The organism is Nocardia cerradoensis NBRC 101014 (assembly GCF_000308535.1).
In the GTDB taxonomy this organism is placed as follows: Bacteria; Actinomycetota; Actinomycetes; order Mycobacteriales; family Mycobacteriaceae; genus Nocardia; species Nocardia cerradoensis.
In genome coordinates, this window is record NZ_BAFW01000372.1 from 17,996 (window position 1) to 30,858 (window position 12,863).

9 protein-coding genes are annotated in these 12,863 nt (G+C 63.5%); 4 read left to right on the forward strand and 5 right to left on the reverse strand.

Going from position 1 to position 12,863, the window contains the following annotated elements:
* Positions 1–45: 45 nt before the first annotated feature.
* Together ON23_RS32005 and ON23_RS32010 are read right to left on the reverse strand one after the other, a co-directional pair.
* On the reverse strand, positions 46–1,632 hold the full coding sequence (locus ON23_RS32005) for an exonuclease domain-containing protein (RefSeq protein ID WP_039782962.1): 1,587 nt from the start codon (positions 1,630–1,632) through the stop codon (positions 46–48).
* A complete protein-coding gene (locus ON23_RS32010) occupies positions 1,629–2,228 on the reverse strand; it encodes a hypothetical protein (protein WP_094028391.1) in 600 nt (199 codons plus the stop codon). Before ON23_RS32010 ends, ON23_RS32005 begins: the two co-directional genes overlap by 4 nt.
* A 986-nt stretch (positions 2,229–3,214) precedes the next feature.
* Between ON23_RS32010 and ON23_RS32015 the strand changes: the two genes are divergently transcribed.
* Entirely contained in the window at positions 3,215–3,487 is a 273-nt protein-coding gene (locus tag ON23_RS32015) for a hypothetical protein (RefSeq protein ID WP_039782964.1), read from the forward strand.
* A 207-nt stretch (positions 3,488–3,694) separates the two neighbouring features.
* Here the strand turns inward: ON23_RS32015 and dapA are convergent, their stop codons facing one another.
* Positions 3,695–4,585 (reverse strand): 4-hydroxy-tetrahydrodipicolinate synthase, encoded by an 891-nt coding sequence (dapA, locus tag ON23_RS32020; RefSeq protein WP_039782984.1) that lies wholly within the window; start codon positions 4,583–4,585, stop codon positions 3,695–3,697.
* A gap of 132 nt (positions 4,586–4,717) precedes the next feature.
* Here dapA and ON23_RS32025 point away from each other — a divergent pair, with 132 nt between their 5' ends.
* Positions 4,718–5,665, forward strand: coding sequence for a DUF3048 domain-containing protein (locus tag ON23_RS32025; RefSeq protein WP_174376537.1), 948 nt, complete (start codon positions 4,718–4,720; stop codon positions 5,663–5,665).
* 287 nt (positions 5,666–5,952) lie between these two features.
* Here the strand turns inward: ON23_RS32025 and ON23_RS37275 are convergent, their stop codons facing one another.
* Positions 5,953–8,979, reverse strand: a complete 3,027-nt coding sequence (locus tag ON23_RS37275) for an AAA domain-containing protein (RefSeq protein ID WP_167331915.1) — start codon at positions 8,977–8,979, stop codon at positions 5,953–5,955.
* A gap of 400 nt (positions 8,980–9,379) precedes the next feature.
* Between ON23_RS37275 and ON23_RS32040 the strand changes: the two genes are divergently transcribed.
* Both ON23_RS32040 and ON23_RS37280 read left to right on the forward strand, forming a co-directional pair.
* Complete coding sequence (locus tag ON23_RS32040) at positions 9,380–9,742, forward strand: trypco2 family protein (protein ID WP_157170352.1); 363 nt, start codon at positions 9,380–9,382, stop codon at positions 9,740–9,742.
* Positions 9,743–9,757: 15 nt separating this feature from the next.
* The gene (locus ON23_RS37280) at positions 9,758–11,071 is read left to right on the forward strand and encodes a tetratricopeptide repeat protein (protein ID WP_083904373.1); all 1,314 of its coding nucleotides are present in this window, start codon (positions 9,758–9,760) and stop codon (positions 11,069–11,071) included.
* An 8-nt stretch (positions 11,072–11,079) separates the two neighbouring features.
* Here ON23_RS37280 and ON23_RS32050 read toward each other — a convergent pair whose 3' ends face one another.
* Positions 11,080–12,486, reverse strand: coding sequence for an SNIPE associated domain-containing protein (locus ON23_RS32050; RefSeq protein WP_094028389.1), 1,407 nt, complete (start codon positions 12,484–12,486; stop codon positions 11,080–11,082).
* Positions 12,487–12,863: the final 377 nt, after the last annotated feature.

Here is a 12,863-nt window from a genome sequence, read left to right on the forward strand (position 1 = left end):
TCCGACAACGCCGCAACCGGACTTCGGTGAGCGGGACGCCGCAATTCATCCCACGAGGTCCCTGGCCATGCTTCTCGCACGTGATGTGCCGAGGCACGAACGGCAGAGTTTGCTCCGCCTGCTCGCGGTCCACGTCGACGCGCACTTGTCGCAGACGCATGCGAGGCCTGCCATGCGCAACCGTGTCCCGTTCGCTGGTCGGCCCGAGCGCAATGCGGCACCGAAGTCTTCTGCGGAGACAATCGGCTTCCCGTGCTTGTGCGCCGTCTTCGCTTTGCCGGACATCGTCGCCGGATCCGCGGCGACCAGCACGTCGACCGCCTTGGTCATGGACGGCGCGGGTGTCAGACCGTATTCCCGCGCGAGTTCCTCCAGTTCCTCACGTGGACGCCCGTCATCGCCGGTGAAGCACACAACGGTTCCCGCGCCTAGATCCACGACGACGGACTCTGCGCGGTGCTGGTGCGTTCGCGCGGTGACCACCTCGGCCGGAAGGTCCAGTAGTGCCGCGACTCTCAGAAGTCGGTCGATTTCGTCATCGGTGACGACGGAGTCTTCGAGTGCCGCTTCTATTGCGGCGTTGAGGAAGTGGGTGTGCGCAGCGTGTGCCGCGGCGTCGTCGAGCCCCAGGTCCGATGCGAGTCGTTGAAGTTCTGTCCGCTCCTCCGCGGTGAGCTGCAGATCGGCTAGAGCTTGGTCCAACAGAATCTCGTAGGGTGCAACGTCCGCAGCGGTGTGCAGGCCCTGACTGATGTCGGCGAGGAAGGGGAGCGGCTGGGCGATCGATTCACCGTCACGGGCACAGACCCTGGCACTGTGTGCCTCTCGATACCGGGTGGCGGCGGTGGGGGTCCCCGGCTCCGGGAAACGACCTGCGATGGCCTGCAGCAGACCCGCGGTGGCGCGCGCGTCCCCCAGCGCCCGGTGCTGGTTCTCGTGCTGGACATCGTGTTCGACACAAGCGACTGCCAGCTTGGAGCGGGTCACCGCCAACGTGTCCAGACCCGAGCCCCACTGGACGTCGATGCCTGACCGCTCCATTTCGAAACCCACCATTCGCGTGTCGAAGGGCCGGTTGTGGGCGACGACGATTGCGCCGTCGAGGAGCTCCGCCACCGCGTGCGCGATCTCCCCGAATGTGGGTGCGCCGGCGACGTCGGCCGCTGTGAGACCGTGGATCCACGTGGGGCCGACATCGCGCATCGGGTTGACGACGGTATCGAAGGTATTGGTGACTGTGCCCGAATGATCGAGCGTGAGCACGGTGATCTCCACGACCCGGTCGGAGTGTCGGAGGCCGGTCGTCTCCACATCCATCACCGCGAAACGTGAGGCGGTGCCGAGAAGCGAAGCCAGTTGCGGCGCAAGGCCGGCCGCCGGTCGGATGCTCGTGGATGCGCCGGCTCCGGTGTCCAGGGGAGCCGGCTGGTGGTGAAGTGCCGGCGGTTGTAGTGCGTCGGTCCACAGGTGCCCGTCGAACCAACGATGGGGCGCTTTCTGCCAAGGGTCGGGATACCAGCCCGGGGCGTTGGAAACGGCGTCGGTCCAGCGGAATCCATCGAACCAACGCAGCGGCGCATGACGTGAGGGGTCTGGGTACCAGCCGGGTTGTGCGGCGAAGCCGTGGCTCATGGTCGACGACTCCTCTCGTCGCGACCCGCCGGCCGGACGCGGTCACTGAACTCTGCCGGGAAGATCGCAATCGCCGGATCGTTCAGGTCCTCCGGCATGATCCATGGTGTTTCCCCGGTCCTCGGATTGACCGTTCTGCGAAGCCGCTGCTCTTCGGTGAACAGCCAAGCGGTCCAGACGTTCCCGATGTAGTTGGCGACTGCCAGCGCGCGAAAGCGGGGCTCGTCCTGCGCGGCGGCCGCAAGTTCGGGTACCGGCTGGAAAACCGGCACGACCAACTTCGACCGCTGCCGCCGGGAGTAGTCATCGACGGCTCGGCAGATGCGTTCCTGATGAGCGGTGGTCGATTTGACCAGAACTTCGAAAAGTTCTACCTGAACGGCGTTTTCGAAGGGTGGCAGTGGTGTGGTTTCCTCGGTCAGGACCACCGATCGCTCACTGATCAACCACTGGACCTTCGAGTCATGGTCCGGATCGTCGTGTGGAATCACCACAGCGTTGGTGTTGCGAACGATGGTGGTGTCGGTGCGGCTGGTAAGCCACACCGCGGTAGCGTCAGCGGCGGGCTGTCTGTCGACAATGGCGAAGCCGAGCATCGGTCTCCGTTCGGGTCAGGTGATCTCCGGTTGGGCGCGCAGCACGCCGTCGAGCGCTGCGGCGTTGAGGGGAACTGTCAGCGTGAGGCCGAGTTCATCTGGACGCGTCGAAGTCGTCCGCAGCAGCCTTCCGCAATTCCTCGAGTTGCGACACCGACAAACGCCTGGCGGTGTCTGCGCGACCTCCGGCCACGAATTCGAGACTTATTGTTGGAGAATTTCTTTGGTGCTATCCGGCCGGGCTCCACACATCGGAATGGGGGGGCGACCTCGCCTTGCGATGTGAGGAAACGGTGGGTCTCGACATCGCCTCGGTCCTCGGCCAGCCGTGTGACGTCGCGCCACAGCTCCTTGAAGTTGTCCGGCCCCACCGGTATGGCCGCTGATACAGCGGAACGAGATACTGCGAGGTGCCCTCGAGTATCTTCTGCAGACTCGCTTCCTGTGCAGCGACCACGGTGGACATCTCCTTGTGAGTGCGGTCGTGGACAGCGCCAACGGGCCGGAAAGTGATGTGGGTGCTGCCCCACGCGGACATCGACTCTGGCGCATATCGTCGGCGGGTGCGAGGTTGTTTCACGATGGCCATGTTGTCGAACCTGTTGCGGCAAACAGAGATTGACCGCCCAGTATGTTTCGGCTCGCGTCGGTGAAGCGCGGCATTACTGCCTGCTGTCGAAGGTGGATCGAGGGAAGCGAGTTTGCGCGGGACGAGCACGCCACCCTTTTGACTACTCGTCGGTGGACAGGCCGGATTCATTGACGTATACGGAACCTCGGCAGGCGGTGTCGCTGCAGCTGGTTCGGGCGTGTCCGAGTCATCCTTGGGTTCGACCCATCGCGCAACCGCAGTTGCGCCGGCGGACAGTTGTCGTCGGCCCGAATTGGCAGCGGCAACCGTGCGATCTCGCGCTAGTGACAAAGCTTCGCGGATAGTGGCGTTGTCTGCGCCTCCCCAGCTGCCGAGTTGGAGTGCGCGGGCTTCGATGAACGAGTCCACCATGTGGCTCAGCAGATCTCGGGTTCTTCGTCAGCTTGCGACCAGGGGGTTGCCGATGCACCTCCGTTACGCGCAGCACCGTGTGGCGGTCGAGTACATCGTGCAATCGGCTTCCCAGGTGATGGTCAGCCTCAAGGTGTTCGTTGAGGGTCGCACGGGCGCTGGCCGCTGTTTGTTCGACGTATTCGCGCTCGGCGGGCCGAACGCGCTCCAGCCACAGGCGTTGCCACAAGTAGAGCGAATGCTGGGCGACGAGTAGTAGTTTCAGCGGTTCCTTCAGGCGTCCTTTGTGAATGGCCGATTCGAGCTGGTCGGCACGTTTGTCCGCCGCGTCGTCCGGGGTCAGCTGGCCGGTGAGCAGCAAGGCATGCCGGCGCAGTCGCTCGACTGCGACCTCCAGATCGGCGCCGAGTGCGTCGATACTCGACCAATCAGGGCTGCTGCACAGTGATATTCACGTGCCCGTCTATAACAACCCTGATTCCTCCAGCCCGGCACGCAGGCGTTGCTGATGCTCCGGCGGCCCCTGCCGGTATGGCATACGCAGCGCATCGGAGGAGATGACACCGAGCATTTTCATCGCGGCTTTGGCCTGAATGGCGCCTTGTGAGACGTGCATGATCGCATCGACGGCGGGGATGAGGCGCCGGTGGATCTCGCGTGCCCGAGGCAGGTCGCCGCGGTCGACGGCGGCGATCATTTCCGCGTAGAGATCGCCCGCGACGTGACCGACCACCGACACGATGCCGGTCGCGCCTTGAGCGAGGTGTGGCAGGTTGACGACGTCGTCGCCGGAATACCAGAGCAGGTCGGTCTGCGACATGAGCCTGCTGGCCTCGAAGAAATCGCCCTTGGCATCTTTGACGGCGCGCACGGCGGGAATGTCGGCCGCGCGGCGAATGGTGTCGGTGCTCAGCGCCGTCCCGGTCCGGCCCGGGATGTCGTAGAGCATGACGGGCACACCGCCGCCGGCCTCGGCGACCAGACGGAAGTGTTCGAGGATGCAGTCCTGCGGCGGCTTGTTGTAGTACGGCGTGACGACAAGGAGAGAATCCGCTCCGCAGGCGACCATCTCGCGCGCCGCGCGAGTGGAATGCTCGGTGTCGTTGGTGCCGCAGCCGGCCATCACCTGGACGCGGTCGCCTACGGCCTCGACCACCGCCCGCACGCAGGCATAGTCCTCGCCGTCGGTGGTGGTCGCGGACTCACCCGTGGTCCCGTTGACCAGCAATCCGTCATGGCCGTGGTCGGCGAGGTATACGGCGAGGTTCTGCAGGCCGTCGTAGTCGATCGAGCCGTCGGCGTGCATGGGGGTCACCATCGCCGTGATGACTCGGCCAAAGGGGGTCTCCACCATGATCATGAGATTACCTTCGCTCAGCACCTCACTACTGCCCTGGTCGAGCGCGGCGTACGTTGGTAGCTAGAGGTTTGCCTCATGCGACAACGATGGTGGATGTGGATTGCGGCGTTCCTGACGGCATTGGGGATGTGCGCTGTAATCGGCTGCGTCAGCGGCACCCGGCCCGAGCATGCCGCACCCGGCTCGGACACGTCCTCTCGGGTAGAAGGCCCGGGCACATCCCCCCAGGCAGGCGGCTCGGAAGCACCCTCCCAGGTAGGGGCCCCCGTGTTGGTCGTGAAGGTGGACAACAGTCCGCAGGCACGGCCACCGGTGGGCCTCGGAGCCGCCGATATGGTTTACGTCGAGCCAGTCGAGGGTGGTTTGAGCCGGTTGGCAGCGGTCTTCTCGACCAACAAACCCCCTGTGGTCGGACCTGTCCGAAGCGCGCGGGAAACGGATCTGACGCTGTTGGCCCAGTTCGGCAACCCGACGTTGGCATCCTCTGGTTCCGCACCCGAGCTGATTCCCGCCATCGACGGCTCGTCGCTCCAGAACGCCTCGGCCGATCGGCAACCCGCGGCGTACTTCCGCGACTACAGTCGCGAAGCGCCGCACAACATGTTCGTCCACCCCGATCAGTTGCCCGTAGGCGGCGGCTGGCCGCAAGCTTCGCAACTGCACTTTGGTCCTGCGCCTGCCGGCGGTCGGCCCACGCAACATGAGGAAACGCGATATTCGGGCGCGGTGATCGGTTTCGACTGGTCACCCGGCGACCACGGGTGGCTGGTGTCCATGGACGGTGATGCATACACAGATGCCGATACCGGACGGCTCACGGCGAGTACGGTCGTGCTGCAGAGTGTGCCGGTGCGGAACTCGGCCATCAGCGACGTGGCGGGCAGCGTCTCCCCCCTGGCGCAGACGACCGGTAGCGGTCAGGCACGCGTACTTCGCGACGGCCAAGAGTTCCCGGCCGTGTGGTCCCGGCCTTCCCCGGAGGCGGGCACAACGTATACAACCCCCACTGGTGCAGTCATCCCCTTCGCGCCGGGACAGGTCTGGACTGTTCTGGTTCCAGAGCAGCTCTGGTGAGTCTGTCCTCGCGGTATGACCGTTGATGCCGAATTCGGAGATGTCAGCGACGTACCGACCGCTGGGCCAGGGGAGTGGGGCGCCAAACGCTGCTCCAGCCGAGTACTGCGCTCGCCGTCGTCGATGTCCACCAGAACCCATCGGTTGATCTGCTTGGGTTCGGCGAAGTTGGTGGCCGGCGTGGCGGGCGCGTGCCATCGGGAAGCGCAGGCGCGATACCTGGGACCGCTGTGCGGATGGGGGACAACGTCACCCGACCGCGGAGCCTGCCTATCTACGGTTGGGAGTCATGATTGTGGTAGCCACCGCCGCGCCTGCTCTCGCGTGACTCGTTCGGAGTCGACGTACCACAATTTGTTGGTCCGGTCCCACCGCGCACGCAGCAGCCTTTTAGCCTCGTCCTTCTCGTCGTAGCCGACAGCGAGGTAAAGGCGCCCGTTCACCACGGTCCCCGGCACGACTTCCCTTTCATCGGGCCCTGCCCCACCGCTCGTCACCGGTGTTCTGAGCGTCTGCTGTCCGAAATCGGAGTTCGATGGGGCGGTGAAATTCCTTGCCGCTCGGTCTTTTCTGGCGCGCTCGATCACGGTGCCGACGCGCTCGCAGGCGCCCGGGTCGGTGAATCGCATCATCAGATCCGTGGGACCGCTGTTGGCCAGGAGGTTCAACGAACCGTGCCAGAGGATCTCGCGGTCGATGATGAGGACCTTCTCATGCATACGTTCCCGAAAATCGACCGCACATCCAGCCGAGCGCAGTTGTTCGATCCGCGCGCGGTGTCGTTCGGCAGCCGGGGGATCGCGCTGTTCCTCCACGCTCCGCGTGTACACGACGACCCGGACGCCGGCACCTGCCCGTTCGCCGAGTCGTTTCGACCATTTGTTCACCGGTACGGGATCGAGGAAGGGGCAATACAATTCGACACTCGTCACGGCGCGTGCGATATCCCATTCCACCGCCTTTTCGACTTCGTCCGCGGGAAAGAAGGCCGGTCGTCGTAGTTCTTCCTCGGACAGCTCGGACAATTGAGCCGCCTCGCGGATAGGTACGAGCTGGTCGGCGGACAGCACCTGTGCATGGTTTTCGAGGTGCTCGATCATCACACGGGCTTCGCTGTGCGCCGGAAGGTGCTGCCGTAGATGATCGACGTCGGCCACCACGATCAGGTGGTCCTGCGCCCGGCTGAGCGCCACATTCAACAGTCGGCAGGTCTGGGAGGACAAACCGGAGCCGGTGTAGAAGTATCCCGGATCGCTGCCTGCTCCCGCAGCCGTGTCGAATATGACGATCGGACGCTGGCTGCCCTGGAACCGATGGATCGTGTCCACCAATGCGTCGTAGTCGGTTCCGAACCGGTACTTCACACTGCTTTGCAGGGCTTTGACCTGTTTGCGGTACGGGGTGATCACCGCGAGCCGATCAGTGGGGCGCGAGCCGTGCGCGACCTCCGATTCCTGCCATTTCCGGCCGGGGAGCACACCCTCGTATTGCAGGCCACGAATGAGTTCGTGGATGACGGCCTCGTGCACGGTATTGGATTGGTTCTGGCGATTCGGGATCCGTTGTCGCGACGTGTCTATGAGTATCATCGGTGTTTCCACCAGCGGATTGGCGGGGATGCGGCTGGTGTTGTTTCGCCCGGTCCGCAGTGGCGCGTCGGGATACGCGACGGCGTTGACGAGGTCGCAGATCGGCTCACGCATGCGGTACTGAGTATCCAGCGCGACCAAGCGCGGATCGTCGCGCACGGTTCCGCTTTCGGTCACCAAGCCGGAGGCGCGAAATGGGTCGCGGGAACTCCACATTCGTGCGTGCGCGCGATCGTCGTCGCTTGCCTTCCGGTCGCTGTCGGCTTTGGTCACCGCCGGAAGCTGTCGGAAATCCCCCGCGATGACGACTCGTTCGCGTGCGAGAGCTGCCGCAAGCCATGCGGATGGCAAGTCGACCATGCCCGCCTCGTCGATGACGACCACATCGATGCGGTCCAGCAACCTCCGTGACTGGATGGCCTTGGCGATGGTGGTCCCCATGATGCGGCACCGGCCTCGGACGGCCTGCCGGATCTTGGCGCGCTGCTGATTCAATTCGTCGAGCTGTTTGCGCAACCCCTCGGCTCGGTCGACGAGTGTCGGATGCGGTTCGATGTTCTCGAGGATTGATGTCACTGCGGCGAGTTCATGCTCTGCCTTGTCGATCTCACCCGCGGATTGAGCGATTGCGTCCTCCGCCGCCTGCCGCTGCTGTGCGGCACGCTGCCGTTGGCCCTCGGCATCGGCCAGATCTCGCCGCAGTGCGGCGATTCGCCCTTCCTTCCGATCGGCGAACATCCCCCTAGGAGGAGTTACACGGATCAATTTCTCCTGAAACTTCTGGGCATCGGCATCCGCTTTCCGGTAATCTTGACCGGCTCGGATACGTTCAAGTTCGGCATCCTTCTTCGCAGAGCGCGCGTTGTGTAGGCGTTCCAACAGTGATCCGGCGTCGTCGTACAGCCGGAGTTGTGTCTGTGCTCGGGTCCACGCCTCGGTCGACTGGGCGATCGCCTCGTCGAGTTCGACGGTCACCCTGTCGATGACCTGCTCGGGATCGATCGACGATCCGTAGCGAGCACGAAGTGTGCCTACTTCGATGTCGCCGGCACGCTGAATCAGTCCGTCCGAGAATCCGGCTTCGTTGTTCAGCAGGTCGCAAATGCGCTCGAGGGCTTGGTCCACTGCTACTTTCGTGGGCGCCAGAAAGAGCACGGTGCGCCCCTGCCGGAAGTTCCCTTCGACGACATGGCCGACCACATCGGTCTTACCGGTGCCCGGCGGCCCCCACAGAAACAGGACCTCACTCGCCAACGATCGTTGCACTGCGATCCGCTGGCGCGAATTCAATTTCAGCGCTGGCCAATTCGCGACCCAGCGACTGGGGTTGTCATCGATTCCGCTTCTCGGTTCGCCGCGGCCGACGACCCATCCGGCAGTCTCGAGATGCAGCGCGTCGTCATCGGCCGCCGACTCGAGGCGTTCGATGGCTCTCGTGAACCCGGTCGAATCATCCTCCCGCAGTTGTACATTCAGCGGCACCGTTCCCAAGCTCTCAGCGGTCACGAGCCGAACGGTGCCGTCCGGCAATCGCGCGGCCTCGGCAGGCATCCATGAGCCGCGCGATGTCGACGGTCGAACGAGCACGGCCGCGGTATCCAGCGATCGGTGCCATTTCTTACAGGTGAACAGGTACTCGTACCGTTCGGCAGCCGAGGACACCACCCGTCCTGCCGACAGCGACACCTTGACGCCGTCGCGAGGTTCGGAGCGCCGTGCGGTCACGACCTCGAGTTCGACCGCCCGTAACAGTTCGTCGATCGGAAACGGGCGCTTGGACTCACTCACTTCTCCACCCCCGAAGGCTCGCCTACCGGTCCCGCCCTGCGTCACACCCGAGTGACAACCCTACTCCGGCCTTGCGGGCGTCGCATCCACAGCAGCACAGCAGGTTTCAGGCCGAACCCAGCGAGATGCGCTCCGATGGCAGTGCCATCGATCCGTCGTTGATCGGACGCCCGGCCGAGAAGATCTACCGACGATCTTGATTCCCATGCGCCCCAGCACGGCCGACTGTCCGTAGACGCGCTGATGTGAGTCTTCCGCGATCGTCGGTCGATGGTCTCCGTCCCTTGTATCCCTTATGATTTCGTACCGAGCCTGGCATTCGGCGTGAGGGGAAAAGGTGTCTGAGAATTCTGGGGAGGAGTTGGCCGGGCGCGTGTCGTTGTCGGCGGCTGTGGATGCGTTGCGAGCCGAGCTGGCCCGCGCCTGGGAGGGGGCGCAGTCGGAGACTGTGCGGTTCAAACCGACGGCGGTGGAGCTGACGCTGCAGGTCGCAGTGACATCGGCGGGTAAGGCGCACGGCGGAATCAAATGGTGGCTGGTCGATGCGGGCGCGGAGGCGTCGCGGCAGTCGGTGGCTACCCAGACTGTGAAGATGACCCTCGAGCCGGTCGTGTTCACCGAGAAAGGGGAGCCCGTGACCGAGGTGTATATCGACTCGGTGCGCGATAGGTCGCCCTTGCATTCGACCGATCCACGATAGCGGGGCACCGGCGACGTGCTGGCTGTCGATCGAGCAGTTCTGATCTGCTACTACAAGGGTCGTCAAGCGCATTCGGCGTCGGGCTTTCGCCTCGATGGTCAGTTCGTCCTGACGGCAGATCACTGTGCGGAAGGCGAGGACTACCGCGTGCTGATCGACGGTCGAAATGTATCGGCAAGGGTGTATCTGCGGACCGGCCGCCGGGATGTGGATCTGGCGATCCTGAAGATCGATGACGACCACCACATCGAGCGCGCATCATGTGCGCGGATACGCACATCCCACGCGTCACAACTCCGCGATTGCTGCGTATTGGCCTTCCCGGACTGGAAAAAGAATCGGCGTGCTCAGCTCGACGGCTATGTCCCGACGGGTGAGGCCGCCGCATTACCTGGCCTGGATGCGACAGCCGGCACCTCCCAGCTGGCATTCAAATGCCTGACACCGCCGCCGGCGTCTGCCGCCAGGTTGGCGGAAATTACCGGCGACGAAACGAGGAAGTTCTCGACCCAGTGGCGTGGTGCATCCGGTGGGGCGATCGTGCACGGCGGGCACGTTATTGGTGTGCTCAGCAATCATGCACTGCCGGAAGGGGATTCATCACTGGCCTTCACTCCAATGGCGGGCATCGACGGCCTAAGACCGTCTGAGCGTGACAAGTTTCTGGCTGCGCTTGGCAGTGCTACCACTGCGGATTGGCCAGTCGTGCCCAAGGATTCGGCACAGCATGCCGTGGGTGCTGTTGTGTCGGCGCCCGATTCGTTGGCGTCTACTGATCCTCGTCCCAGTGCCGAAGCTGAGTCGCTGTTCCGCGGCGGGGTGCTTTTCGCAGACCAAGGCGATTCGGTTCAGGCCGAGAACTTGTGGCGTTGTGCTGCCGAACAAGGGCACGCGGGCGCAATGAACAACCTCGGCAATCTCCTGTATGTGCGGCGCAGACTTCATGAGGCGCATGAGCAGTATCGCAAGGCGGCCGAGCGAGGAAACCCCGAAGCGATGGGAAACCTGGCAGGACTGCTGCACAAGGTCCGACACGATCGGGAGGCCGAAAGATGGTGGCGGGCCGCCGCAGCAGCCGGCAGTGGTGATGCGGTGTTCAACCTCGCTGTCTTTCTGGACAAGACACAGCGTTTCGACGAAGCCATGAACTGGTATCGGCAAGCGGCTGAGATGGGCCAACGCGATGCTATGCATAATCTGGCGATTCGACTGCGCCACCGGGGGAGTTCGGATGAGGCCGCGGACTGGTGGCAGCGCGCGGGGCACAAGAAGGCGCAGGGGCCCCACGAGCGGCTGCGTGATCCGGTCTCACGGGTGCCTTCGCGCTGACACGTGACTCACTCGCTTGTGGTATTGCGCTCCAGCGCACAACTCTTTCGATAGTCTATGGCTTTGGCCAGCTCGGTGAATTCGAGAAGCCGGACATCGGTCAAATCTTCGAGGTGCGCACGAACTTCGGCGGGAGTGGCGTAAAAGAATTCGCGGCGCTGGTTGACCCGATTGACACGTCTGTCCGCGAGTCGTCGATGTAGTTCCGCTTCGATATCGGCTGCCTTGTCGCTGTGCAGTGCGACATGAACGTCGAACGGAAACGGTACGGCGGTATTGCTCAGCTCGCGGATACGGTCCTGCCAATGGTATCGGCGGGTGAAGCCGATTTGGACCATCGGTCGGTCCTCGCCGAATGCGCCGATATTGGAGATGACGTACAGGTATCCTGCCGCCGTGTGCATGGACTGGTAGACCGTCCGTTGCCTACGGAAATCCAGCTCCTTCAGTTTGTCGCGCACCTCCTCGGCGTCTGATGAGTCTTCCTTGCCAGCGAGCTCGTACTCGGCGAGGACACCTCGGTACCGCTTCATCTCTCGGTCGATTCTGGTCCGCTCACGGGCCATTTCCTGCTGTGCTTTGCGTTCCTCGCGTTGGCGGTCTCGCTCTTCATGCTCCAGTTGCTTCTGGTATGCGACTTCCTCGAGGTGCGTCGCTGTCAATTCCAGCTCGCGACGGCGGAGTCTGTGGTACTCGGGCGCAATGCACAGATCCATGGTGCGGCCCAATCGGTCGATGGTGGAAGCCGCCTTGTCGAGCCGCTTCAACGCTGTGGGCAGCTTGTAGGGCTTGAGATCACGGACGAGATTGTCCGCTTCGGCGTTGTAGGCACGCAGCATCAGTTTCGAGTATTCCTTCACCATGCGACGACCTTCGGTGACCGAGTCCCGAACGATCCAGGGGGTTGATGCCACAATGGCACGGCCGTCCTGGCGAGCCATGGCCTTGATCTGTCGTTGCAGATCTTCCAGCTCCGCGCGATGATGCACCGAGTTCGAGAGCGGGTGGTGGTATTCGTAGATGCCGATTTCCTGTAGCATCTGCTCGTCTCGGGTGTTGACAATCTCTGCGCGGAGTTCGTCCAGGTGTGCCTGCTCTGTGGTGATCTGTGCCGCTAGCTGATCGCGCAGCTGCCGCATCGCTGCGATCTCCAGGCCGCCAGTTCGTTCCAATTGTTCACGTAACCTGTGATTTTCGACCTGCAGATCGGAGAGTTCCTGGGACTGCTGCCTCGCGTATGCGCGCGCACCGAAGAGCGGCACCCTCAAGTCCTGCGTTGCTCGTTGCTCGGTTTGCCCACCAGCGCCAGTAACGACAGGTCGGCGATCGGCGGTCCACTCCGCGCCGTTCCAGTACCTGATGAACCGGTTGTCGTTGGGGTCGGGATACCAGTCCGCCGGCGGCATCGAGTTCATGATCCCCCTACCCTGTCGATGGTAGTTCGGCTCGGAGCGAGCTGAGCGTTCTGCTGGACCATTGTAGCTCCGAGGGCCGAAATAAGTTGGTCGACAACTGGATTCACCGTGCTCGTGCTGACTTCGGTCGACCTGCACCGTTCGATATCGATGAAATCAACTCCGTCCTCGCGGTGCGCGCAAAGGAGCGTCCAGTCCGGATGACGACGACAGCCCCTGGTGCGAGCCACGCCCGGTCACCTCCCATGGCGAGGAGCTGACCGGCGCGCGCGAAAGAGCTTGCTGCCGAGACTCCAGCGGACCTGCGCCAGCGCAGCCGGGTCTGCGTGCATCCTGGATGACATGGTCTTCGCTCTGACCGGCTTCCAGGGGTTCGT

Excerpts from the sequence above, each read along its gene's own strand:
- ON23_RS32015 (WP_039782964.1), top strand. The coding sequence starts at position 3,215 with ATGAACGAGTCCACCATGTGGCTCAGCAGATCTCGGGTTCTTCGTCAG.
- ON23_RS32010 (WP_094028391.1), bottom strand. The coding sequence starts at position 2,228 with ATGCTCGGCTTCGCCATTGTCGACAGACAGCCCGCCGCTGACGCTACC.
- dapA (WP_039782984.1), bottom strand. The coding sequence starts at position 4,585 with ATGGTGGAGACCCCCTTTGGCCGAGTCATCACGGCGATGGTGACCCCC.
- ON23_RS32005 (WP_039782962.1), bottom strand. The coding sequence starts at position 1,632 with ATGAGCCACGGCTTCGCCGCACAACCCGGCTGGTACCCAGACCCCTCA.
- ON23_RS32050 (WP_094028389.1), bottom strand. The coding sequence starts at position 12,486 with ATGAACTCGATGCCGCCGGCGGACTGGTATCCCGACCCCAACGACAAC.
- ON23_RS32025 (WP_174376537.1), top strand. The coding sequence starts at position 4,718 with ATGTGCGCTGTAATCGGCTGCGTCAGCGGCACCCGGCCCGAGCATGCC.